The organism is Streptomyces olivochromogenes, assembly GCF_001514115.1.
Taxonomy (GTDB): Bacteria; Actinomycetota; Actinomycetes; order Streptomycetales; family Streptomycetaceae; genus Streptomyces; species Streptomyces olivochromogenes.
Genome location: NZ_KQ948458.1, coordinates 79763 through 102258, shown reverse-complemented (window position 1 = coordinate 102258; position 22496 = coordinate 79763). Strand labels below are relative to the sequence as shown.

At 70.9% G+C, this 22496-nt stretch carries 20 protein-coding genes; 8 read left to right on the top strand and 12 right to left on the bottom strand.

Annotated features, from left to right (window positions below; genetic code table 11):
- Positions 1 to 423: 423 nt before the first annotated feature.
- Positions 424 to 1185 carry a phosphoglyceromutase gene (locus tag AQJ27_RS22490; protein WP_054232425.1) on the bottom strand — a complete coding sequence of 254 codons (762 nt, stop codon included), beginning with the start codon at positions 1183 to 1185 and terminating at the stop codon, positions 424 to 426.
- A gap of 152 nt (positions 1186 to 1337) precedes the next feature.
- On the opposite strand from AQJ27_RS22490, the gene AQJ27_RS22485 reads away from it, so the two are divergent.
- Positions 1338 to 2591, top strand: a complete 1254-nt coding sequence (locus AQJ27_RS22485; RefSeq protein ID WP_201264471.1) for an MDR family MFS transporter — start codon at positions 1338 to 1340, stop codon at positions 2589 to 2591.
- Positions 2592 to 2707: 116 nt separating this feature from the next.
- On the opposite strand, the gene AQJ27_RS22480 is transcribed toward AQJ27_RS22485, so the two are convergent.
- On the bottom strand, positions 2708 to 3184 hold the full coding sequence (locus AQJ27_RS22480) for a DUF2000 family protein (protein WP_179436524.1): 477 nt from the start codon (positions 3182 to 3184) through the stop codon (positions 2708 to 2710).
- Here AQJ27_RS22480 and AQJ27_RS22475 point away from each other — a divergent pair.
- On the top strand, positions 3183 to 3980 hold the full coding sequence (locus AQJ27_RS22475; RefSeq protein ID WP_067371594.1) for a helix-turn-helix transcriptional regulator: 798 nt from the start codon (positions 3183 to 3185) through the stop codon (positions 3978 to 3980). The genes AQJ27_RS22480 and AQJ27_RS22475 overlap by 2 nt on opposite strands.
- On the opposite strand, the gene AQJ27_RS22470 is transcribed toward AQJ27_RS22475, so the two are convergent.
- The 3 genes from AQJ27_RS22470 to mshA form a co-directional block, all read right to left on the bottom strand.
- Entirely contained in the window at positions 3959 to 5632 is a 1674-nt protein-coding gene (locus tag AQJ27_RS22470) for a glycosyl hydrolase family 28-related protein (RefSeq protein ID WP_425275221.1), read from the bottom strand. The two genes, AQJ27_RS22475 and AQJ27_RS22470, sit on opposite strands and share 22 nt — an antisense overlap.
- A 153-nt stretch (positions 5633 to 5785) precedes the next feature.
- Complete coding sequence (locus tag AQJ27_RS22465) at positions 5786 to 6277, bottom strand: type III secretion system chaperone family protein (RefSeq protein WP_067371588.1); 492 nt, start codon at positions 6275 to 6277, stop codon at positions 5786 to 5788.
- A 53-nt stretch (positions 6278 to 6330) separates the two neighbouring features.
- Positions 6331 to 7668 (bottom strand): D-inositol-3-phosphate glycosyltransferase, encoded by a 1338-nt coding sequence (gene mshA / locus AQJ27_RS22460; RefSeq protein WP_067371584.1) that lies wholly within the window; start codon positions 7666 to 7668, stop codon positions 6331 to 6333.
- Between the two features lie 278 nt (positions 7669 to 7946).
- On the opposite strand from mshA, the gene AQJ27_RS22455 reads away from it, so the two are divergent.
- From AQJ27_RS22455 to AQJ27_RS22445, 3 genes are all read left to right on the top strand, one after another.
- Positions 7947 to 8768 carry a class I SAM-dependent methyltransferase gene (locus tag AQJ27_RS22455; protein ID WP_096240433.1) on the top strand — a complete coding sequence of 274 codons (822 nt, stop codon included), beginning with the start codon at positions 7947 to 7949 and terminating at the stop codon, positions 8766 to 8768.
- A gap of 459 nt (positions 8769 to 9227) precedes the next feature.
- Positions 9228 to 10310 carry a C40 family peptidase gene (locus AQJ27_RS22450; protein WP_067371578.1) on the top strand — a complete coding sequence of 361 codons (1083 nt, stop codon included), beginning with the start codon at positions 9228 to 9230 and terminating at the stop codon, positions 10308 to 10310.
- A gap of 346 nt (positions 10311 to 10656) precedes the next feature.
- Positions 10657 to 11991 carry a PP2C family protein-serine/threonine phosphatase gene (locus tag AQJ27_RS22445; RefSeq protein WP_067371575.1) on the top strand — a complete coding sequence of 445 codons (1335 nt, stop codon included), beginning with the start codon at positions 10657 to 10659 and terminating at the stop codon, positions 11989 to 11991.
- Positions 11992 to 12131: 140 nt separating this feature from the next.
- On the opposite strand, the gene AQJ27_RS22440 is transcribed toward AQJ27_RS22445, so the two are convergent.
- The 4 genes from AQJ27_RS22440 to rox all read right to left on the bottom strand — a co-directional run bounded on the left by AQJ27_RS22440 (position 12132) and on the right by rox (position 15392).
- A complete protein-coding gene (locus tag AQJ27_RS22440; RefSeq protein ID WP_067371572.1) occupies positions 12132 to 12467 on the bottom strand; it encodes a DUF2516 family protein in 336 nt (111 codons plus the stop codon).
- Between the two features lie 150 nt (positions 12468 to 12617).
- The gene (locus tag AQJ27_RS22435) at positions 12618 to 13208 is read right to left on the bottom strand and encodes a hypothetical protein (protein WP_067371568.1); all 591 of its coding nucleotides are present in this window, start codon (positions 13206 to 13208) and stop codon (positions 12618 to 12620) included.
- Positions 13209 to 13306: 98 nt separating this feature from the next.
- Complete coding sequence (locus AQJ27_RS22430) at positions 13307 to 13834, bottom strand: helix-turn-helix domain-containing protein (RefSeq protein ID WP_067371565.1); 528 nt, start codon at positions 13832 to 13834, stop codon at positions 13307 to 13309.
- A gap of 112 nt (positions 13835 to 13946) precedes the next feature.
- Entirely contained in the window at positions 13947 to 15392 is a 1446-nt protein-coding gene (gene rox, locus AQJ27_RS22425; protein ID WP_067371562.1) for a rifampin monooxygenase, read from the bottom strand.
- Positions 15393 to 15963: 571 nt separating this feature from the next.
- Between rox and AQJ27_RS22420 the strand changes: the two genes are divergently transcribed.
- Positions 15964 to 16812 (top strand): nitroreductase/quinone reductase family protein, encoded by an 849-nt coding sequence (locus AQJ27_RS22420; protein ID WP_067371559.1) that lies wholly within the window; start codon positions 15964 to 15966, stop codon positions 16810 to 16812.
- Between the two features lie 101 nt (positions 16813 to 16913).
- On the top strand, positions 16914 to 17582 hold the full coding sequence (locus tag AQJ27_RS22415; RefSeq protein WP_067371557.1) for an SDR family NAD(P)-dependent oxidoreductase: 669 nt from the start codon (positions 16914 to 16916) through the stop codon (positions 17580 to 17582).
- Positions 17583 to 17660: 78 nt separating this feature from the next.
- Here AQJ27_RS22415 and AQJ27_RS22410 read toward each other — a convergent pair whose 3' ends face one another.
- On the bottom strand, positions 17661 to 19760 hold the full coding sequence (locus AQJ27_RS22410; RefSeq protein WP_067371554.1) for a HelD family protein: 2100 nt from the start codon (positions 19758 to 19760) through the stop codon (positions 17661 to 17663).
- A 114-nt stretch (positions 19761 to 19874) separates the two neighbouring features.
- Positions 19875 to 20480, bottom strand: coding sequence for a TetR family transcriptional regulator (locus AQJ27_RS22405; protein ID WP_067371550.1), 606 nt, complete (start codon positions 20478 to 20480; stop codon positions 19875 to 19877).
- A gap of 169 nt (positions 20481 to 20649) precedes the next feature.
- Here AQJ27_RS22405 and AQJ27_RS22400 point away from each other — a divergent pair, with 169 nt between their 5' ends.
- On the top strand, positions 20650 to 21624 hold the full coding sequence (locus tag AQJ27_RS22400) for a zinc-binding dehydrogenase (protein ID WP_067371547.1): 975 nt from the start codon (positions 20650 to 20652) through the stop codon (positions 21622 to 21624).
- Here AQJ27_RS22400 and AQJ27_RS22395 read toward each other — a convergent pair.
- Complete coding sequence (locus tag AQJ27_RS22395; RefSeq protein ID WP_235613887.1) at positions 21575 to 22468, bottom strand: hypothetical protein; 894 nt, start codon at positions 22466 to 22468, stop codon at positions 21575 to 21577. The two genes, AQJ27_RS22400 and AQJ27_RS22395, sit on opposite strands and share 50 nt — an antisense overlap.
- Between the last annotated feature and the right edge of the window lie 28 nt (positions 22469 to 22496).

The following is a 22496-nucleotide window of genomic DNA, read 5'->3' as shown; positions in this document are numbered from 1 at the left end:
TTCGGTCCTGTGATCCGTAGGCGCGTTTACCCCGGAAGCCCGCTCCCTCGACCAGCTGTTCAACGCGGTCGGTCCACGATGACGGGCCCGCATCGGTACGTGGTTGTGCACTGGTGTACGTGACTCTTGATGTCAGCCGTTGATGTCAGGGCGTCGTTCCCTTCTCGCTGGTCAAGTCTCCGTTGGTCTGCGTCTCAGCCCTCTGCGAGGGCACTTCGACGCGCGCATCCGTCCGACCCGGGGCTCACGCTGAAGGTGTACGCGCACCTCATGCCGAGTAGCCGGGACCGTGCCCGGAAGGCTCTCGGTCAGGCACTCCGACCGCCGAAAGAGCCGCCACGCTGAGGTCCCCCAGAGGGCCCAGGCCGTGAAAACGCCCCCGACCCGCGCCGTATGCGCAGGTCGGGGGCATGATCACGGAACCTACTTCTTCTTGCCCTGGTTCTTGACCGCCTCGATCGCGGCCGCGGCCGCCTCCGGGTCGAGGTACGTGCCGCCGGGGTTGAGCGGCTTGAAGTCGGCGTCGAGCTCGTAGGCGAGCGGGATGCCGGTCGGGATGTTCAGGCCCGCGATGTCGGCGTCGGAGATGCCGTCGAGGTGCTTGACGAGGGCGCGCAGCGAGTTGCCGTGGGCGGCGACCAGGACCGTGCGGCCGGTGAGGAGGTCGGGGACGATGCCGTCGTACCAGTACGGCAGCATGCGGAAGACGACGTCCTTCAGGCACTCCGTGCGGGGGCGCAGCTCCGGCGGGATCGACGCGTAGCGCGGGTCGTTCGCCTGCGAGAACTCGCTGTCGTCGGAGAGGGGCGGCGGCGGGGTGTCGTACGAGCGGCGCCACAGCATGAACTGCTCCTCGCCGAACTCGGCGAGGGTCTGGGCCTTGTCCTTGCCCTGGAGAGCGCCGTAGTGCCGCTCGTTCAGGCGCCAGGAGCGGTGGACGGGGATCCAGTGGCGGTCGGCGGCCTCCAGCGCGAGCTGGGCGGTGCGGATCGCGCGCTTCTGGAGCGAGGTGTGCACGACGTCGGGCAGCAGGCCGGCGTCCTTCAGCAGCTCACCGCCGCGGACTGCCTCCTTCTCGCCCTTCTCGTTGAGATTGACGTCCACCCATCCGGTGAACAGGTTCTTCGCGTTCCATTCGCTCTCGCCGTGGCGGAGGAGGATCAGCTTGTACGGTGCGTCGGCCATACGTCCGAGCGTAATGGAAGCCTTCGTCCCCTCGCGCCCCTGCCCGGAAGGCGGACAGTTGACGGCATCTGCTAATTGAGTGGCCCCCGGAGACCTCCCGCTCGTAAGTTGCCATCAGTACATGAGCCGCTTACATCCGTGGGGGACGACCGATGCCACTCGCCGTCATGCGACGCGCCGCCCGAGAGACCGTCTCGGGGCTCCCCCGCGAGTTCTGGTGGCTGTGGACCAGCACCCTGGTCAACCGACTCGGTGCTTTTGTCGCCACTTTCATGGCTCTGTACCTGACGCTCGACCGCGGCTACTCCGCCTCGTACGCGGGTCTCGTCGCCTCCCTGCACGGCCTCGGCGGTGTCGTCTCCTCGCTCGGCGCGGGCGTGATGACCGACCGGCTCGGGCGCCGGCCCACGCTCCTCGTCGCCCAGACCTCCACGGCCGCCTCCGTCGCGCTGCTCGGCTTTATGCACGACCCGGTGAGCATCGCCGCGGTCGCCTTCCTGGTCGGAATGGCCAGCAACGCCTCCCGGCCCGCCGTCCAGGCGATGATGGCCGACATCGTGCGGCCCGAGGACCGCGTCCGGGCGTTCTCCCTCAACTACTGGGCGATCAACCTCGGCTTCGCCGTCTCCTCCATGGCCGCCGGTTTCATCGCCGAGTTCAGCTACCTCGCGGGCTTCCTCATCGAGGCCGGCATGACCCTGGCCTGCGCGCTCCTCGTCTTCGCGAAGCTGCCGGAGTCCCGGCCGGTGCAGAACGCCAAGGAGGCGAGGGACGACGTCGGCCTCGGGACCGTACTGCGCGACCGGCGCTTCATGAGCGTCGTCGGGCTGTCCTTCCTCGTCGCCCTGGTCTTCCAGCAGGGCTCCGTGGGACTCCCCGTCGCGATGGGCAGGGCGGGCTTCACCCCCGCCGACTACGGCATGGCGATCGCCGTCAACGGCGTCCTCATCGTCGCGCTGCAGATCCCGGTCACCCGTTTCATCCAGCACCGGGATCCGCGCCGGCTGCTCGTGATCTCCTCGGTCCTCGCCGGGTACGGCTTCGGGCTCACCGCCTTCGCCGGGTCGGTCGGCGTCTTCGCGCTCACCGTCTGCGTGTGGACCCTGGCCGAGATCGTCAACGCGCCCACCCAGACGGGCCTGGTCGTGCAGCTTTCCCCGACCCACGGCCGGGGCCGCTACCAGGGCATGTACACCCTCTCCTGGTCACTCGCCGCGCTGATCGCTCCTTTGATGTCCGGCGTGGTCATCGACCGGTTCGGCGCCGAGTGGCTGTGGGGGCTGTGCGCGCTGGTGGGTACGGTGGCCGGGCTCGGGTACGGACTGCTGATGCGGCGGCTGCCCACGGAGGAACCGGTGGTGGAGGCCGGCCCGGCGGTGGCGAAGCCCGAGGTCAGCGCGGCCTGACGCCGACTCGTCCTGACGGATGTCCTGGCTCTGTACCAGCACGGCGCTCACCAACGCCCCGGCTGCGAGCCTCCCTCAGGCCCAAGGGCTCCCCGGAAAAGCGCCCCCCGCCGACCTCACGGATGCATCCGCGCCCCCTTCACCACCTTGTCCACCGCGTTGCGAGGCCCGTACACAGCCAGCCCCACCACATCCAGTCCAGCCGTGGCGACAGCCCGCACCGCCGCCCGGTTGTCCCGGTCGTTGCCGGTGCTGAAGAGATCCGACGTGAAGACGGCTCGGGGCAGCGCGCGGCTGAGCGCCCTGCCGTGTGCCGCCACAAGGACCTCCTTCGTCCCCTCGAAGACCAGCACAGGCTGCCGGAACATCGGCAGATACGGCACCCCGTCCGCATCCTCGTACGGCTCCCCGATCACCTCGGGAACCTGCGTGCCCAGGCCGCTGACCAGGAAGGACGTGACGTTCAGACGTTGCCAGGGCTCAAGGTCGTCCCGCAGCAGGACGACGATCTTCGTGTCGAAGCGGATCGGTTCGCTGTTCATACGTCGAGACTGCCGACCGCCGTACGGCGCCGTCTTGTACGTTCTTTGCATGGTCGCTCAGCCGGAGGTCTCCGCCTGGCGCCCGCGCGTTCCGGGTGTCACGGAGGTCTTCCACGCCCACTTCACCGAGTACGCCTATCCGATGCATGTGCACGAGGCCTGGACGCTGCTCATCGTCGACGACGGGGCCGTACGGTACGACCTGGACCGGCACGAGCACGGCACCCCGCACGACACGGTGTCCCTGCTGCCGCCGCACGTCCCGCACAACGGCTCCCCGGTCACCGCGCACGGCTTCCGCAAGCGCGTCGTCTATCTCGACGGCACGCATCTGGGCGAGGACCTCATCGGATCCGCGGTGGACGATCCCGACCTGCGTGACCCCGTGCTACGACTGCGCGTCGGCCAGTTGCACACTGCGCTCGGTCACCCCGGTGACGAACTGGAGGCCGAGAGCCGACTGACGCTCATCGCCGAGCGGCTGCGCACGCATCTGCGGCCCCGCACTCCCGCCGCCGCCCCGCGCGACTCCCCCACCCTCGCCCGCACCCTGCGCGAACTCCTCGACGGACACCTCACCCAGGGCATCGGTCTCGACGAGGCCGCGCGACTCATGCACGCCCATCCCACCCATCTGGTGCGGGCGTTCAGCGGCGCCTACGGCATCGCACCCCACCAGTACCTGATGTCCCGCCGTGTCGACCGGGCCCGCCGACTGCTGCTCGACGGGCGGCCGCCGGGTGACGTCGCCGCCGCGACCGGCTTCTACGACCAGTCCCATCTCACGCGCCACTTCAAGCGGTTGGTGGGGGTGCCCCCCGGGCGCTACCGCGCCAGCTCGCGCTGAGCCTCGTACAGATTGCGCGGGCGTACGACGTCCGTGGTCCCGTACAGCTCCAGGCGGGAGCGCAGGTCGCCGGTGAAGTCGGGGACGTCGATCTGGTCGAACTCGGTCACCTCGTTGAGGCCGACGGTGGCGGAGTAGGGCGCCAGACCGTCGATCTTCATCAACCCAGCGCGGCCGTTCGTGACACGTATGTTCCAGTGGGTGAAGCGCGCGCCGAAGAGCGGACCGGCGCTCGCGTCCCCGCCGTGCCGGCCGTTGTTGTCGACGGTGATGTCGGTGCGGACGTTGGCGAAGGGCAGGCCCCGGTGGGAATCGAAGGTGCCCATCCGGAGGTCGCCGCGCGACCAGACGTTGTAGGAGGAGAGGCCTTCCACGTTGATGCCGTGGAGCTGGGTGTTCGGCGGGGCCGGGACCGTGCGCTCTTCGATGGTGAAGTCCTCGACGAGGTTGTCGTGCGAGCCCTCGCGGCAGAAGTACGGGTGGTGCGAGCCGCGGCCCGCCACACGGGTGCGGCGCAGGGTGCAGGCGGAGGCGGCGACGAATCCGAAGCCGTTGTCGACGTGGCGGACCGTCACGTCGTCGACCCAGCAGTCGTACGCGCACTGGAGGACGACCCCGTTGTAGCCCTTGTCGAGGAGGTGCGGGGACTGGGGCGTCTCGACGGCCTCCAGGGTGAGGCCTTCGACGCCGGAGCCGGTCAGCGGCTCGACGTGGGTGGTCAGACGCGGGTCCCACTCGGGTCGTACGTCGAGGGGCAGCGGGCGCTCCAGGGTGACCTTTCTGCCCCGCACACGCGCGATGCGTACGGGCCACTCGTAGGGGACGTAACTCGTGAGCTTGGTCTTGTCGTCCCAGTAGTACGCCTCAGGACCCGGACCGCCGCCCGCCATGTGCTCCAGGAGGGTGTGGTCGGCGTCGTCGGCGAGCCGCAGGAGGACGAGCCGGCCCGGCTTCAGTCCGCGGGGGTCGGCGACCGTCACCGACCAGGAGCCGCGGGTGGCGGGGGCCACGGTCGTCAGGGTCTCCCACTCGTCGCGCTTGTTGCCGGTCCAGCCCTCGAAGGGCCAGGCCTTGTCCTTGATGGCGGCGACGAGGGAGTCCCAACGGGCCGTGGGCGCGAGCCAGATGAGGCCGCCCGCCCAGGACCAGGACGACTTGTCGCCGCCGTAGCGGGAGCCGTAGACGCCGATCAGCTCGGTGAGGTTCCTGGTCGCGTACAGCTTCGTACGGTCGCTTCCGGCGCCGCGCAGCACGACGTTCGAGTGGCCTATGCGGATGAGGTCGTCGATGCGGAAGGTGCCGGGCGGGATGAGCACCGTGCCACCGCCGGCCCTCCCGGCAGCGGCGATGGCACGGTTGATCGCGGGCGCGCAGTCCGTGGTGCCGTCCGCGACGGCGCCGTAGGCGCGGACGTCGGCCACGACGGGGCGGCGGGGGAAGCGCGCCGACCCGCCCCGGTGGCCGGCCCTGCCGACGTACGGGATCTGCGGGTGGGTGAAGGGGGTGCGGGTGAACTCCCGCCAGACGGTGGGGACTCGACCTGGGTCATGGGGGCGTGCGACAGCGGTCGCGGCCGTCGCCGGTCCGCCGGTCACCGCGGCGGCCGCCACGGCCACGGCGCTGCCGAGCAGGCCCCGTCTGGTGATGCTCACGTACTCCTTGCTCATACCCGCCCGCCTTCCGTCGCATTCCATCGACTTTCATGGATGTGAATGAAGTTCAGATCTGCGTCGGCGGTGAGCATGCCACTGAGACACCTGGCCCGGAAGGGGTCGTGCACTACTTAGTTGGACTGGACCTGAAATTCAGCCAGCGGAACGCTGAGTCAGGTGGGTGAACGCATCCAGATTGCGGGTCGATTCACCGCGGGACACCCGCCAGGCGTACTCCTTGCGGATCGCGGAGGCGAAACCGAGCTCAAGGAGAGTGTTGAAAGCGCCGTCGGCGGCCTCCAGGACCGAGCCGAGCAGCCGGTCGACCTCGTCCGGCGTGACCGCGACGAGGGGCAGTTTGCCGACCAGATACACGTCCCCCAGGGGGTCGACCGCGTAACTCACGCCATAGAGCTTGAGATTGCGCTCCAGGAGCCAGCGGTGGACGCCTTCCTGGTTCTCGTCGGGATGGCGGATCACGAAGGCGTTCAGCGACAGGGAGTGCTTGCCGACGATCAGCGAGACGGTCGTCGAGAGCTTGCGGGTGCCGGGCAGTTTCACGACGTATGAGCCCGCCTTGGGGCTCTCCCACTCCAGCTCGGCCTCGGTGAGGACCTGCTCGATGATCGACGCTGCGTCAGCCATGAAGGGAGCGTACGTCAGGTGTCCGGTGGACCGGCCCTCGGGCGGTGCGCGCGTCAGCCCTGGTGGGCGCGCACCTTGCGGCGGTGGGCCTGTACGGCCGCCGTGTACACATCCGCCGTGGCGGCGGCCGCGGTGTCCCAGCCGAAGCGCTGCGCGTGCCGGGCGGCGGCCTCGCCCATCCGGGCCGACAGCGACTGGTCGTCCGCGAAGTCGCGCAGCACGCGCGCGTAGGCGACGGGATCGTGCCCCGGGATCAGGAATCCGGTCTCCTGGTGGCGCACGGCGACGGGCAGCCCGCCGACCTCGGCCGCCAGGACCGGCGTGCCGGCCGCCTGCGCCTCGATGGCGACCAGCCCGAAGGACTCGCTGTAGGAGGGCATGACCAGCACCGACGCGGCCCGGAACCAGTCCGCGAGCTGCTCCTGGTCGACGGGCGGCCTGAAGCGCACGACATCGGCGATCCCGAGCCGGGCGGCGAGCTTCTGCAGCCCCTCGGGCTTGGCCAGACCGGTGCCGCTGGGGCCGCCCACCACGGGGACGACGATGTTGCCGCGCAGCTCGGGGCGCTCGTCCAGGAGGACGGCGACCGCGCGCAGCAGCACGTCGGGGGCCTTCAGGGGCTGTATGCGGCCCGCGAAGAGCGGGATCAGCGCGTCCTGCGGGAGCCCGAGGCGGGCGCGGGCGGCGGCACGGCCGTCGGCCGGGCGGAAGCGGTCGAGGTTGACGCCCGGGTGGACGACGGCCACCTTGCCGGGCTCGGCCTCGTAGTGACGGGCGAGCTCGTCGGCCTCTTCGGAGGTGTTGGCGATGAGACGGTCGGCGGCGCGCACGATCTGGGTCTCGCCGATGACACGGGCGGCGGGTTCGAGGGTGTCGCCCTCGGCGAGCGCGGCGTTCTTGACCTTGGCCATGGTGTGCATCGCGTGCACCAGGGGCGCGCCCCAGCGTTCGGCGGCGAGCCAGCCGACGTGGCCGGAGAGCCAGTAGTGCGAATGCACGAGGTCGTAGTAACCGGGTCGGTGCCCGGCCCAGGCCTGCATGACGCCGTGCGTGAAGGCGCACAGCTGGGCGGGCAGGTCCTCCTTGGCGAGGCCCTCGTACGGGCCCGCGTCGACGTGCCGGACGAGGACGCCGGGGGCCAGTTCGACGGTCGGCGGGAGGGCGGCCGTGGTGGCCCGGGTGAAGATCTCGACCTCGATGTTGATCGCGGCGAGGCGCTGGGCGAGCTCCACGATGTACACGTTCATGCCGCCTGCGTCGCCGGTGCCGGGCTGGTGCAGCGGGGAGGTGTGGACGGAGAGCATCGCGACGCGACGGGGCCTGCGGTGCAGCCTGAGCCGTGAGGGCGTCGCCGGGGAGCGTCGCCCGAGCCTGCTGACGTACTGGCTCACGTGGCGTTCCTCCTTGCTGCGGGCATGCCGGTCGGAGGACGCACGGCACCCTCCAAAGAGCGGCAACGCCGGAGCGGTCCGCTCCATTTCCCCTCCGCGCCCCCTCCCGCTCCCCTTTGCCGAATCATTACCGAGAGTCGCTCAACCGTTCGATGACGAGCTGCGTGCGGCGGCTCTCTTCCCTTCTGTTCCCTTCTTTTCCACAGGTTGACGGAGGGCTGCCGGAGGTTATCCACAGGCCCGCACGGGCTTCCTCCCGGCCGCCTACTCTCGTACGCATGACAACCCGCGCCGCGTCCCGCCCCGTGGGTACGGTGACGCGCGGGACGACCAACCCCAACCGACTGCGCCGCATGGACCGCTGGATCGCGGCCACCCACGGCGCCGAGCTGCGCAGAAGCGCCGACCCGGTGGCGGTCGACCTCGGATACGGGGCGGCTCCCTGGACCGCGGTCGAGCTGCTGGCCCGCCTGCGCACGGCCGCCCCCCGCACCCGCGTGGTGGGCGTGGAGATCGAGCCGGCGAGGGTAGCGGCGGCCCGGCCGTACGAGCGCGAAGGACTCGTCTTCCGGCACGGCGGCTTCGAGGTCCCGGTACAGGGCAGCCCCTCGCTCATCCGCGCGGCGAACGTGCTGCGCCAGTACGACGAGGAGCAGGTCGCCGAGGTCTGGCAGCGTCTGTGCGCACGCCTCGCACCGGCGGGCCCCGGCTCCCGGGGCGGGCTGCTCGTCGAGGGCACCTGCGACGAGATCGGCCGCCGGCACGTCTGGGTCGCCCTCGGCCCCGAGGGCCCGCGCACGGTCACCTTCGCCACCCGCCTGGGCTCCCTGGACCGCCCCTCCGACCTCGCCGAGCGCCTGCCCAAGGCGCTGATCCACCGCAACATCCCGGGCGAGCCCGTGCACGCGTTCCTCCGCGACTTCGACCGCGCCTGGGCCGCGGCCGCGCCGTACGCCTCGTACGGCGCGCGGCAGCGCTGGATACGCACGGTCGGCGACCTGACGGCGGACTGGCCGGTGACGGACGGAATATCCCGCTGGCGCCAGGGCGAAGTCACGGTGCGCTGGGAGGCGCTGGCTCCCCGCGGGACCTTCGCGTAAACGCGGGGCGCGGGGCGCGGGGGTGCCGGACAGGCGTGCGACGTCTGGATGACTCACGGGCGTCGAACGCCGCACAGACACCGGACACCCGGGCGAGGCGCGGGCGTTGAAGGCTGGGGTGCGACGAACCGGGACGCACGGGTGTGCGAGGTCGGAGTGTCGCGCGGGCGGTTGACGCCGAGGGTCGTGCGGGCAGTTGACGCCGAGGGTCGTGCGGGCAGTTGACGCCGAGGGTCGTGCGGGCGTGCCTCATCGGTGGAGGGGTGGCCACCGCACGCCCGTGAGCTGCACGGAACGAACTGCGTGACTGACTCGTCACACAGGCGGGGAGATCGTTTCACGGAGGCGAGCCGGGGGGAAGGGAGTTCTTGCCCACCTCTGTCGCATTGCGCGCCGACATGGCACGATCCCCCAGGCGTCCGTAAGTTACTGACGGTAAATCAGTTTGGGGGCGGAGCAATGGGATCCGGCAAGCGGAGCCTGACCACGGCGGCCATGGTTCTGGCCTGCGCCTGCGCGGTGCTGTCAGCACCGGGTGTGGCGTACGCGAGCCCGACACCAGCGCCCACGCGCACACCGACACCGACTCCGACAACCTCGTCGGCCGGCAAGGACCTTGAGGCGATCCGCAAGAAGCTGGACGCTCTCTACCACGACGCGGCGGTCGCCACGGACGCGTACAACGCCGCCGAGGAGCAGGCCAAGCAGCAGTCGGCCGAGATCGTCGACCTGGCCCGCGAGATCGTCAAGGGCCAGGACAAGCTGGACGAGTTGAAGGACCGCGCGGGCGCCGCGGCCCGGGCGCAGTACCGGGGCGGCGGGCTGCCGCCCGAGATGCGGCTGTGGCTGAGCGACAACCCCCAGCAGTACCTGGACGGCGCGGGGCGGGTGCTCCAGGGCGAGCACGCGACCAAGGGGCTGCTCGCCGAGATGACCCGCACGCAGCAGGACTTGGAGCAGTACGCGAAGGACGCCTCCGCGCAGTGGCAGAAGCTGGAGGCCAACCGCCAGGCCAAGGCCACGGCGCAGAAGGAGATCACGAAGCAGATCGCCGCCGCCGAGAAGCTGGAGTCCCAGCTCGAGAAGAAGGAGAAGGAGCGGCTGGCGAAGCTCGAGGAAGAGGCCGCGTACAAGGCGCAGACGGCCTGGCTGAGTTCCGGCGTCCTCGCCGAGATCAGCGGCAAGGCGTCGGAGCAGGGCAAGAAGGCGGTGAAGTTCGCCACCGACCAGATCGGCAAGCCGTACGAGTGGGGCGCCGAGGGCCCGGGCTCGTACGACTGCTCGGGGCTGACCTCACAGGCCTGGGCCTCCGCCGGCCACGGCATTCCGCGCACCTCACAGGAGCAGTGGAAGCAGCTTCCCCATGTCGACGTCAAGGACATGCGCCCCGGCGACCTGATCATCTACTTCGACGACGCCAGCCATGTCGCGATGTACATCGGCGACGGCGCGATCGTGCACGCCCCCCGGCCGGGCCGGACGGTGACGATCACGGGGGCCGGGTCCATGCCGATACTGGGGGTCGTACGACCCGACGCGTGACGGGGCGGGGCGCAGGGAGCCGATGCGGCTCGGGCCGACCGAGCGACCCGAGCGACCAAACCGCCATCAACCCCGAAAAAACGCGCCGCCCCTCGTGATGCACCGCACGTGACCCACCCCACGGTTGTACATACCCCTCAACCTCGCGGACGTGACGTTCGTCATCCTGGGCGCAACCGCATCCTGTCCAAGTGCGGTACAGGATGCGGCATATGACGGTGGCCGCCTGCCGGACGCCATGACGCACACCATTCCGTTGCGGCGTCCGCTACCGCTATGGTCCCCGTCGGTGGGTCGAGGACCTTCGCCCCACCACGCCCTCGGGGGGAGGGAAGGAACCCACACGATGCCCGTACCCATACCGCGGCAGAGAGCGATCCCGGCCGCGGAGAGCGGTCAGGCTCAAGGCGCGTTCTCACCCGGCGGCCCATCCGGAGAAGCGACCGGCGGCCCGGCCGGGGCAGTACCGGCGCCCCAAGCCGCCACGACCCCGGTCGACAGCACCACCAACCTGACCCTGCTGGTCATCGAGGACGACCCGGCGGGTTCGCTCAGCGTGCCCGAGATGCTCGACGCGGCCGGCAAGCCGATCCGCATCCGCACCGCCCGCAACCTCACCGAGGCCGAGCGGCTGCTCACCGACGACGTCCACTGCATCCTGCTCGACCTCGCGCTGCCCGCCCCCGGCCGGGCGGCCACCCAGAGCGACGACGAGCTGACCACGCTCAAGCACGTGCTGCGGCTCGCGCCCCGGCACGCCGTCCTCGCGCTCACCGCCTCCGGTGACGCCGAGCGCGGTGCCGAGGCGGTGCGCGTCGGCGCCCAGGACTATCTGTTCCGCGACGAGCTGGACGGACGGCTGCTGAGCCGCGCGATCCGGTACGCAGTGGAGCGGAAACGTTCCGACAAGGCCGAGCGGCGACTCACCGAGTCCAGGCTGCGCGCCCAGGAGAACGCCCGCCTGGAGCGCGGTCTGCTGCCGACCCCTCTCCTGGAGGGCTCCTCGCTCCGCTTCGCCGCGCGCTACCGCCCGGGGCGCTCCCGCGCCCTGCTCGGCGGCGACTTCTACGACACGGTCCGTACACCCGACGGCACGGTGCACGCCATGATCGGCGACGTCTGCGGACACGGGCCCGACGAGGCCGCGCTCGGCGTGGAGCTGCGCATCGCCTGGCGGGCGCTGACGTTCGCGGGCCTGTGCGGCGACGAACTCCTGTCCACCCTCCAGCAGGTCCTGGAGCACGAGCGCGAGAACGACGAAATCTTCGCGACGTTGTGCTCGGTGGACATCGCGCCGGACGGGCGCCGCGCCGGGCTCTGCCTCGCGGGCCATCCGTCCCCGCTGATCTCCCGCCCCGGCCGCCCCGCCGAGCTACTGCCGTACGAGAACGGCGGCCCGGCGCTCGGCCTGCTGCCCGGTGCCCGCTGGCCGCGCCGGCAGGTGGAGCTGGGCGGCGAGTGGAGTCTGATGCTCTACACCGACGGCCTGATCGAGGGTCACATCGGCGAGGGCAAGGAGCGGCTGGGCCAGGACGGCATGGTGGACCTGGTACGCCGTCGGCTCGCCGAGGGCCTGGCGGGCGAGGAGCTGCTGCGGGCGACGGTGAACGAGGTCAGGGACCTCAACGGCGGAGAGCTGACGGACGACGTGGCGGTACTTCTGCTGGACCGGACGCCGTGACCGCCGTACCACCGTGTGCCGGTCACGCCGTTACCGCCGTACGACCGCGTGACCGTCGGGCCCGTCCGACGGACCGGCCTGCGTAACCCTCAGGCCTGCGGGACTGACCGCCGGTGGTCGACTTGCTCGACCGCCGGTGGTCAGCGGCCTCCGTTGTAGGGGCCGTACGGGCCGTCGCTGCTGCTTCCGCCGCGGCCCCGGCCACCGCCGGAGACCTGACGGAGCGCGGGGCGTACGTCCACGAAGAAGACGATCGTGGCGACCAGCCCCGCGATCTGCAGGAAGATGACCGGGACCAGCAGGTTCACGGCCACCGTGATGCCCAGGATGATCAGCCAGAACATCTTGTTCTGCTTGTCGGCCGCGCGGTACGCGTCTTCGCGGGCCACCGCCGCCATCACCAGTGCCACCACGGCGAGCACCAGCATGGCAAGGAAGATCAGCGACAAGAAGCCGCCGAATGCCGTCAACAGCACTATGCCCACCGCCCGAGTCGATTCATCTCTACGCCACCGTACCCGCAGAACGGGCCGGGAACTCTGAGAGTGCCCGGCCCGTCATCCTGCCCCTGCGTCCGGACCTCTCGTCCGGACCTCTCGTCCTGGGACGAGGAGTCCCGTCGTCTGCTACTTCACGGGCGGCGTCGTCTTCTTGGCGGTGATCTTGCGGGCCGGTGCCTTCTTCGCCACGGGCTTCTTGGCCGGAGCGGGCACGGCGGCGGTCGCGGCCGGCTTGTCCTCGGACCTGACCTCGACCGGCTCACCCTTCGGCTCGACGGCGATGGCCAGTTCCTCGATCTCCTCGGCGGCCTCGCCACGCCAGGTCTTCACGGTCTGCTCGCCGTGCTCGGCGACCTTCTCGTACGTCTCCTTGGCCTTCACGGCGTACTCGGCGGCGACGCCGACACCGCGCAGGGCGAGGTCCTGAGCGGACTCACCGAGCTTCTTCAGGTCGGTGTCGAGGGTGCTGATGAACTCCGTCACCTTGGCCTGGATGGTCTCCTGCGCTTCCTTCGCGCGGGTGGCGGCCTTCTCCTGAACGGTGTTCGCGTCGATGTTCTTCACGGTCTCGATCCGCGCCGGGGCCTCGGTGCGGATCTGCTCCACGAGGCCGGGGACCTTCTTCGCCTGCTGGACGGCCAGGTCGGCGGTGCCGGCCAGGAAGTACAGCGGGGTGGGGTCCGTGGCGGCCTTGCGGATGTCGTCGGTGATGGCCATGGTGATGGTCCTCCGGTCGCTTTCAGCTGAGGGTTTTGGTGTTCCGCGGCGAGACCCGCAGGCCCGCGTGGGGCCGGCGGTGCTGCACGTCGTTGTCGTCAACTGGCGGTCTGCTGCGGATCGGCATCGCTGCCGTCGGCCGTGCGGGGGCCCCGGACGGCGGTGTCCGGCGCTTGCTGGGTGCCCGATATGTGCTCTGCCATGCCCTGCGCCTCGTCCTGCGCCATGTCCTGGGTCACGTTCCGGGCCATGCCCTGGGCCAGGTCCGGCGTGATCTCGAATCCGTTCTCCTTGCGGAAGGACTCGTAGATCTGGAGCATTACCTGCTTCTGCCGCTCGTTCAGCGTGGGATCGGCGAGGATGACGGCACGTGTCTCCACCTCGTCCCGGTCCCGCTCGGCGTCGAGGATGCCGGCTCGCACGTACAGCGTCTCGGCGGAGATCCGCAGCGCCTTCGCGACCTGCTGCAACACCTCCGCGCTCGGCTTGCGCAGCCCGCGCTCGATCTGGCTCAGATACGGGTTGGACACCCCGGCGGCGTCGGCGAGCTGCCGCAGCGACAGCTGCGCGTTGCGCCGCTGCTCGCGCAGGTACTCACCGAGATTGCCGACGTTGAGTGATGCCATGACTCCACCTTGCCGCACTTCCGCTAACAATTGCAAGCACCCGCTTGCAAAAGTGCGCTGCGCCACGAAGGGGGTGCCTGCGCGCTGCGCCACGACGAGAGTGTCCGCGCGCTCAGCCGACGGCGGCGCCGAACCACTCCGGCAGTCGGCCGGCCAGATCCTGCTGGTCTTCACCGACCCACGCCACATGGCCGTCCGGCCGCAGCAGCACCGCGGGCACGTCCAGTTCCTCGCTGACGTCGACGACGTGGTCGACCCGATCCGCCCAGCCCGCCACCGAGAGCCGGCCTGTCTGGTCGAGCAGCAGCCCGCGGCCGCCGTGCATCAGCTCATAAAGGCGCCCCCGCTCCAGCCCCACGTCCCGCATCCGCCGGCCGAGCAGTTCATGGCCCTCGCCGAAGTCGTAGCGGACCCCGACCGCGGTGATCATCCCGGTCACGTACCGGTTCACCTCCTCGAAGTCCATCAGCCTCGACAACAGCTCCCGCAGCGCGGTCGCACCCGGATCGGTCCCCAGCAGCGTGATCTGCGCGCGGGTGTTGTCCAGCACGCGGGCGCCCACCGGGTGCCGTTCGGCGTGGTAGCTGTCGAGGAGCCCCTCCGGTGCCCAGCCGTTGACCTCGGCGGCCAGCTTCCAGCCGAGGTTGAACGCGTCCTGCACACCGAGGTTGAGCCCCTGCCCGCCGGTCGGCGGGTGGATGTGCGCCGCGTCGCCTGCCAGCAGCACCCGGCCGACCCGGTAGCGCTCGGCCTGCCGGGTGGCGTCGCCGAACCGGGACAGCCAGCGCGGTGAGTGCACGCCGAAGTCGGTGCCCGCGACGGCCCGCAGCCGCTGCTTGAACTCCTCGAGGGTCGGCGCGGTCGTACGGTCCTCGGACACGCTCTCGGCGGGCACGATGACGCGGTACGTCCCGTCCCCGTTGGGGATGGTGCCGAACCGCAGTTGGCTCTTGCGGACTTCCTCGACGACGGCGGCGACCGTCGCCTGATCCTCGGTCATCTCCATGTCGCCCAGCAGCGTCTCGACCTTGGCGGGCTCACCGGGGAAACCGACACCGAGCTCCTTGCGCACCACACTGCGGCCGCCGTCGCACCCGACGAGGTAGCGCGAGCGCAGACGCGTGCCGTCCGCCAGCTCGACGCTCACCCCGGCCCCGGCCCCGGCCCCGTCGTCGGCCTGACTCAGCCCGACCACTTCGCAGCCGCGCCGGATCTCGGCACCGAGTTCGAGGGCACGCTCGTTGAGCAGCCGCTCGGTGGCCGGCTGCAGGGTGGAGAGACCGTACGGGTGAGCCGTGTCCAACCTGTCCGGCCACGGCTTGAGGATGCCGCCGAAGAAACCGCCGACCTGGAACTTCTCACTGACCGCGAGGAACCGGTCCAGCAGACCGCGCTGATCCATCATCTCGACGCTGCGCGTGTGCAGGCCGCGCCCGCGGGACTCCTTGGTCGGCTCGGTCAACCTGTCCAGCACGACCACGTGCACGCCGTGCAGCCGCAACTCGCCGGCCAGCATCAAACCGGTCGGTCCGCCGCCGACCACGATCACGTCAATCATCGAACACCCATTCAACGAGATTGGATTTCGGCCATACGCCGACATCACCGCACGCACGTCGCGAATCCGCCATTTCCGCAGGTACTGGCCTTGGCCGGCCATTCTGCGGCACGCCCCGGGCCTTGCCGCAAGCCCCCCTGTGCGCTATACGTTGAGAGTGGAAAGGAGCGGGCAGCCCCCTTTGGGTATCCCCCTTCCGACAGCTAACCCCTTCGGACAGCCCCCTTTCCGTAGCCGGCGGCCGCGGCCGGGCTTTCAGTAGATCGCGAGGCAATCCCGTATTTCCCTCGATACTGGATTGCCTCGACGCGTGTACGGCATTACCGTTGCGCCCATGACTGCCGGGTCGGCCTTGTGCCGTGAGCGAGTTGGTTGCCCGGCCTCCGAGTGAGGCCGAGGCGGGGTAGAGCCCCGCCCACCCCGACCGCCCTCTTCTTCGCATCACCTCTTCACCTCACCGCGTGTCCGCTTCTCGCGGAATTCCGCGCGCTCTCCCGCACCCCCTTACCGCGTCGCGCCCCAAAACGCCCCGCGGCAATTCACCCTGCCCGAAAACAAAAGAAAGCGACGCATGCCCAACCCCTTCAATCAGAAAGTCATCGAAGAGTTCCGCGCCCACCACGGGAAAGTCGGCGGACATTTCGAGGGAGCCCGGCTCCTTCTGCTCACCACCACCGGCGCCCGCACCGGAACCCCGCACACCACCCCCGTCGGCTACTACCCCGACGGCGGCGAGCGCGTCATCGTCATCGCCTCCGCCGGGGGCGCGCACCGGCACCCGGACTGGTACCGCAACCTCGTCGCCCACCCGCGCGTGCGGGTCGAGAGCGGCGTCTTCATCTACGACGCCGAGGCCGTCGTCCTCGAGGGCGCCGAGCGCGACCGGCTCTTCGCCCGCGCGGTGGAGGCCGATCAGGGATGGGCGGAGTACCAGGCGAAGACGGACCGGGTGATCCCCGTCGTCGCGCTCCGCGAGATCCCGCGGGACGGCCCGCCGCAGGTCAACGCGGGCTCGACGGGCGAGGCCCTGAAGGCCGTCCACGACGCCTTCCGACGCGAACTGGCGCTCATCCGCGAAGAGTTCGCCGCCTCGGGCAGTTCCCTCGGCGCCCAGCTGCGGGTCAACTGCCTCTCCCTCTGCCGGGGCCTGCACCAGCACCACACCGGCGAGGACCTCGGTCTCTTCCGTGTCCTCGCCGACGGCCACCCCGCCCTCATCCCGGTCCTGGACCGGCTGCGCGGCGAACACGAACGGATCGCGGTGCTGATCGAGGAGCTGCGCCGGGTGATCGGCGAGCGGCCCGCGGACCCGACCCGCGCACTCCCCGAGGTGGTCCGCCTGACGGAGGAGTTGGAAGCCCATCTCGCCTACGAGGAAGAGCACTTGATCCCGGCCCTGGAGGCAGTGGCCACCCCCTGACCCGCTCCTGAAGTCGGTCGGCCTCCGCCGAGTGGCGCGAGCGGTGACCGGACCCCCGTACGCCTACCGTGGTCCGGTCACCGCCCCGAGGAGCACCCCACATGATCGCGCTCGTCACCGGCGCCAACCGCGGCATCGGCCGCGAGGTCGCCCGGCAGCTGGCCGCCGCGGGCCACACCGTGTATCTGACGGCCAGATCCACCGAGGCCGCCGCCGAAGCGGCCCGCACCACCGGACCCGACGCGCACCCGCTGCGCCTGGACGTCACGTCCGAGGCGGACATCACCGCGGTCGCCCGGGACCTCACCGCCCTGGACGTGCTGGTCAACAACGCGGCGATCACGTACGACACCTGGCAGCGCGCGACCGACGCCGACCTGGACGTCGTACGGGAGGCGGCCGAGACAAATCTCTACGGGCCCTGGCGGCTGACGCAGGCGCTGCTCCCGCTCCTGCGTGCTAGCGCGCACCCGCGGGTCGTCAACGTCTCCAGCGAGGTCGCGTCCCTCACGTCCATGGGCGGCGGCACCCCCGCGTACACGGCGACCAAGACGGCCCTCAACGCCCTCACCCGCATGCTCGCCGCCGAACTGGGCCCCGACCGGGTCCTCGTGAACGCCGTCTGCCCCGGCTGGGTCGCCACCGACATGGGCGGTCCCGGCGGGCGCCCGGTCGCGGAGGGCGCCGCGAGCGTCGTATGGGCGGCGACCCTCCCGGACGACGGCCCCACCGGCGGCTTCTTCCGCGACGGGCAGCCCCTGCCGTGGTAGCCGCCGGGTCGCACGGCCGGTTCTGGCCTCGGTAGCCGCCGGGTCGCACGGTCGGTCCTGGCCCCGGTAGCCGTCGGGTCACCAGGGCAGGGGCCGCGCGTGTACGACCTCCAGCCGCGACACGGCCCGGGTGAGCACCACGTACAGCCGGTGCAGGCCGCGCGCCTCCGCCTCGGCGACGGCCGCCGGTTCGACGGCCACCACGTGGTCGTACTCGAGTCCCTTGGCGAGGGTGGCGGGCACCACCGCGACGCGTGCGCCCAGTTCCTCGGGCCCCGCGGTCTCAACCCCGGCGGCGCGCAGCGCCTCGCGCACCCTTCCGACGTCCGGGTCGGCCGCGATGACGCCGATGGACCCCTCGTGCGCGAGCGCGCCGCGCACCGCGTCGACGGTGGCGGGCAGTACGTCCCCTGCGTCGGGGACCGCGCGGACCGTCAGTTCCCCGTCCCGGCGCAGTGACCGAGCCGGCGGTACGCGCACGTCGAGTCGTGCCAGCAGCCGGTTGGCGAGCCCGACGACGGCTTCCGGCACCCGGAACCCGATCGTCAGCGGCACCACGGCCGCATCCGGCTTCCCGAGATGCCCGAGCAGCTCGCCCCACTCCCGGGCCGCCCAGGGCGTCGTGCCCTGGGCGAGATCCCCGAGCACCGTGAGCGACCCGAAGGGGGCCCGGCGCGCGATCGCCCGGCACTCCATCGGCGACAGGTCCTGCGCCTCGTCGACGACCACGTGGCCGTAGCCTTCCGGGTGTTCGACCAGCCCGGCGACCTCGTCGAGGAGGACGAGGTCGGCGGCCGACCACCGGGCCGACTTGTACGAGCGGGGCGGCTTCGCCCACAGGATCGCCTTCTGCTCGTCGGCGTCCAGCAGCCCGTCCGCCGCGCCGGCCAGCGCCTCGGCGTCGGTGAGGAGCCGGGCGAGGACCTCCTCGGGCCGCGTCCGGGGCCAGACCGCGTCGACGTACGAGCCGACCGGCCGGGACCCGGAGACCTTCCGCGCCCAGGCGTTCGTCTGGGGTCCGGCGCGCCATTCGGCCTGTTCCCGCAGACGCCGCACGGCCCGCGTCCGTACCCGCTCGCGCCCGATGCCGTACGGGGGTTCTTCCGCCCGTACGCCGTCCACGATGCGGTTCAGTTCCTCGGCCGACACCCGCCACCGGTACGAACCGTCGGGCACGACGAGGGGGTCGGCGTACGTGCCGATGTTCCCGTACAGGGCCCGGCGCAGGACCTCCGCCATCCGTGCGTCGTGTTTGACGGCGGCGGCGCGCTCGTCGTCCAGCGCCGTGACGGGGTGGCGGGCGATCTCGTCCCCGAGCGTCGACTGCCTTACCCCGCTCTCGCCGAGGGCGGGCAGCACCTCGGCGATGTACGCGAGGAAGGTGGGGTTGGGGCCGAGGATCAGGAGTCCACCGCGGCGGATGCGCTGGGGGTGGGTGTAGAGGAGGTACGCGGCCCGGTGCAGGCCGACGGCCGTCTTGCCGGTGCCGGGGGCGCCCTGTACGCACACGGACATGGCGAGGTCGCCGCGGACGAGGTGGTCCTGCTCGGGTTGGATGGTCGCGGCGATGTCCCGCATGGGGCCGACACGGGGGCGTTCGATCTCGCCCGTGAGAATGCGGCTCTCCGGAACCGAGGTGCCTTCATGGCTCCGATCCCCGCGACCGCCCTCATCCCGGTGGCCGTCCCGATCCGGTCGGCCCCCTCCGATGTGTTCGTCCTCCAGGCCGGTGAGGTCCGCCGAGTCCCCCCTGCTCCCCGGCGCCCAGCCGAAGCGCCGGCGCACGGCCACGCCCTGGGGGTCGCGGGCGCTCGCCTGGTAGAAGGCGCGTGAGACGGGGGCGCGCCAGTCGACGACGAGGGGCGGGGCGGCGGGGTGTTCGGTGATGCGCAGGCGGCCGATGTGGTAGCTCTGCCCGGCGTGTTCGCCGCCGCCGGGGGCGAATTCCAGCTTGCCGAAGAACAGCGGGCCTTCGGGGAGTTCGCGCAGATCCCTCGCCTGGCCGCGCAGTTGCCGGCCGAGCACTTCGGCGTCGGCACCGGAGGCGGAGACGTCCTCGCCGGTGACGACCTGCTCCTCGGCGCCGTCGACCATCGCGGCGAGGCCGGCCCGGCAGGCGTCGTGGTGGGCGCGTTCATGGGTGAGGGAGCGGGCGAGGGCGGGGTCGGTTGACGTCACTCGGCCAAGGATACCGAATAACGTTACTGAGTAACATTCTTTACTCAGTAGCTCTCTTTGCCCAGTCCCTCATCCCCATGGAGTCCCCATGGAGTCCCATGGAGTCCCATGGAGCTACGCATAGCGCGGCAGACCCGCCTCCAGCTGCGCGAACGCCTCCTCGGCCGCGGCGACCGCGTCGGGCCGCACCCGCTCGACGGCCTCACCGTCGGCGATCCGCCGCCAGTTCTCCAGGGCGAGGACGCGCTGTACGGCGATGATCTGACCGGCGGCGAGCCGGGCGCCGAGGTCGCCGCCGAGCGCCCCGGCGAGCGCGGCTTCGGACCGCTCCAGGTATCTGAACATCCCGGCGGCCAGGGAGGGCGTCCCGTAGAGGAGGCGGTGATAGGCCAGGACCTGAGGGGCGTCGTTGAGGCCGGTGACGGGGTCGCGGCGCTCCAGCCCGTCGAGGAAGTGCCGGCGCAGCGCCGTCAGCGGGGACGGTCCGCGGGCGGCGACGCGCGCGGGTTCGTCCTCGTGATCGGCGAACCGGTGCAGGACCAGGTCCTCCTTGGACGGGAAGTACCGGAAGAGCGTCGGCTTGGAGATCTCGGCGGCGGCGGCCACCTCCGCGACGGACACGGCGTCGAACCCCTTCTCCAGAAAGAGTCCGATCGCGATGTCGGAGACAGCCTGGTACATCCGCTGCTTCTTGCGCTCGCGCAGTCCGATCTCACCCATGCCCCGAGCCTACGCACGCCCCGACACCTCCTTGACCCGCCTTGGCCCGCCCCGACCCGCCCCGACACCTCCTCGACCCGCCTTGGCCCTCCTTGACCTCAACCAGGCTTCAGGTCGAAGACTGTCCGGCGTTCGGCCATGCCTGTCTTCGGCCTTGAGGAGCGTTGCGATGCGTGCAGTGCAGGTGAAGGAGTTCGGCGGCCCCGAGATCCTGGTTCCCGTGGAGCTTCCCGATCCGGTTCCGGGGCCGGGGGAGGTCGTGATCGACGTGGCGTACGTGGACACGATCTTCGTGGAGACGCAGGTGCGGGCGGGGTGGGGGCGGGAGTGGTTCCAGGTGGCTCCGCCGTACGTCCCCGGGGGCGGCGTGTCCGGTGTCGTCGGCGCCCTGGGGGCGGGCGTTCCCGACGAGTGGCTGGGGCGCCGGGTCACGTCCTATGTCACGGGCAGCTATGCGGAGCGGGCCGTGGCGGCGGTGTCGGCGCTGACGGTGGTACCCGACGGCCTGGACCTGCGCGGCGCGGCGGCCCTGGTGCACGACGGCGTCACCGCGGGCGGCCTGCTCGACCTGACCGCCGTGGGCCCCGGCGACCGCGTACTGATCCTCGGCGCCTCCGGTGGCATGGGCACGCTGCTCGTCCAGCTGGCCCACGAGCGCGAGGCGCGGGTGGTCGCCGTGGCCCGCGGGGACGCCAAACTGGCCCTGGTACGGGACCTCGGGGCGGACGACGTGGTGGACGCGACCCGGGACGACTGGGTGTCCGCCGCCCGCAAGGCGCTCGGCGGGGCCGAGGAGGGGGCGGACGTCGTCCTGGACGGTGTGGGCGGCGACCTGGGGGCCGCGGCCCTGCCCCTGACGGTCGACGGCGGCCGGTTCTCCGCCCACGGGGCGGCGTCGGGTGGCTTCTCTCCCCTGGACACGGAGGAGGCCACCCGCCGGGGGATCAAGGTCTTCGGCATCGCCGACGTCCAGTTCGGCCCCACCGACCTGCGCCGCTTCACCTCCGACGCCTATGCCGAGGCCGCGGCGGGGCGGCTGCGGCCGGTGATCGGGGAGGTGTTCCCACTGGAACGGGCGGCGCAGGCGCATGCGGCTATCGAGGGGCGGGGGTTGGTGGGGAAGGTGGTGCTGGAGGTGCTGTAGGTGTGAGAGTGCGCCAGCTCGGGGCCGACGACAGGCTCCACAGGTCGTCGAGATGCTTGTTCCAGGTGGCGACGACGGACTTGGAGTCCTCGTCACCTTCCCTGGACCAGACATTGAGGTCGGTGCGGTAGCCCTTGGGGTCGTAGAACTCGGGCTCCGAACTGCGCTGCACGGTCCGGGTGACCACGTCGTAGAGACCGTGCAGCGCCAACTCCCGGTTGAAGACGCAGATCTTGTCCCGCGGTATGCCCGGGTAGAGGCGGTACTCGCACTCCGCCGTCACCCGCCCACCCGAGGTGAGCCGCTCCGCGATCGCCGACAATCGCTGGTCGTACATCTGGCACTGCGCTTCGAGGCCTCTGCGGTAGGCGGGGTCGTCCTGCGGCCTGCCGTCCGGACCGACCCTCGACGGAACGGTCATCGGCTGCCCGAAGTCCGGGATCAGCACCCTTATGCATACGTGCCTGGTCGGCCCGGGGTCGTCGAGGAGACGCTCCAGGCGGTGGTAGAGCTCGTGGTAGAGCGTCTCGCCGGTGTAGCCGAGAAATCTGATGTCCACCGTGCGGGCACGGAAGGCCTCGGTCACGAAAGTACCCAGTTCATGCGACTTGACCTGGAAACGGTTCGGCCGGCGAAGCGAACCGTCCAGGTCCTTCACCGAGTCGTACAGCACATAGCCGACCAGGCTGAGCACCGCACCGCCGATGAACGCCTTGTCCCGCAGGAAGTCTCCGAGCGGCGTCACGAACTGGGCGGTCACCTCGGTGACGAAGAGGAACAGCAGCAGAATCCTTGTGAACACCGGCTCGTAGCGCGCCTGGAACCGTTTCAGGCGTTCGCCCATGCCACCGTGGGCAGATCTGCTCCCGTTG

Excerpts from the sequence above, each read along its gene's own strand:
- AQJ27_RS22400 (WP_067371547.1), top strand. The coding sequence starts at position 20,650 with ATGCGTGCAGTGCAGGTGAAGGAGTTCGGCGGCCCCGAGATCCTGGTT.
- AQJ27_RS22465 (WP_067371588.1), bottom strand. The coding sequence starts at position 6,277 with ATGGCTGACGCAGCGTCGATCATCGAGCAGGTCCTCACCGAGGCCGAG.
- AQJ27_RS22450 (WP_067371578.1), top strand. The coding sequence starts at position 9,228 with ATGGGATCCGGCAAGCGGAGCCTGACCACGGCGGCCATGGTTCTGGCC.
- AQJ27_RS22405 (WP_067371550.1), bottom strand. The coding sequence starts at position 20,480 with ATGGGTGAGATCGGACTGCGCGAGCGCAAGAAGCAGCGGATGTACCAG.
- rox (WP_067371562.1), bottom strand. The coding sequence starts at position 15,392 with ATGATTGACGTGATCGTGGTCGGCGGCGGACCGACCGGTTTGATGCTG.
- AQJ27_RS22415 (WP_067371557.1), top strand. The coding sequence starts at position 16,914 with ATGATCGCGCTCGTCACCGGCGCCAACCGCGGCATCGGCCGCGAGGTC.
- AQJ27_RS22480 (WP_179436524.1), bottom strand. The coding sequence starts at position 3,184 with ATGCAAAGAACGTACAAGACGGCGCCGTACGGCGGTCGGCAGTCTCGA.
- AQJ27_RS22475 (WP_067371594.1), top strand. The coding sequence starts at position 3,183 with ATGGTCGCTCAGCCGGAGGTCTCCGCCTGGCGCCCGCGCGTTCCGGGT.
- AQJ27_RS22455 (WP_096240433.1), top strand. The coding sequence starts at position 7,947 with ATGACAACCCGCGCCGCGTCCCGCCCCGTGGGTACGGTGACGCGCGGG.
- AQJ27_RS22430 (WP_067371565.1), bottom strand. The coding sequence starts at position 13,834 with ATGGCATCACTCAACGTCGGCAATCTCGGTGAGTACCTGCGCGAGCAG.
- AQJ27_RS22420 (WP_067371559.1), top strand. The coding sequence starts at position 15,964 with ATGCCCAACCCCTTCAATCAGAAAGTCATCGAAGAGTTCCGCGCCCAC.
- AQJ27_RS22395 (WP_235613887.1), bottom strand. The coding sequence starts at position 22,468 with ATGGGCGAACGCCTGAAACGGTTCCAGGCGCGCTACGAGCCGGTGTTC.
- AQJ27_RS22435 (WP_067371568.1), bottom strand. The coding sequence starts at position 13,208 with ATGGCCATCACCGACGACATCCGCAAGGCCGCCACGGACCCCACCCCG.
- AQJ27_RS22445 (WP_067371575.1), top strand. The coding sequence starts at position 10,657 with ATGCCCGTACCCATACCGCGGCAGAGAGCGATCCCGGCCGCGGAGAGC.
- AQJ27_RS22485 (WP_201264471.1), top strand. The coding sequence starts at position 1,338 with ATGCCACTCGCCGTCATGCGACGCGCCGCCCGAGAGACCGTCTCGGGG.
- AQJ27_RS22490 (WP_054232425.1), bottom strand. The coding sequence starts at position 1,185 with ATGGCCGACGCACCGTACAAGCTGATCCTCCTCCGCCACGGCGAGAGC.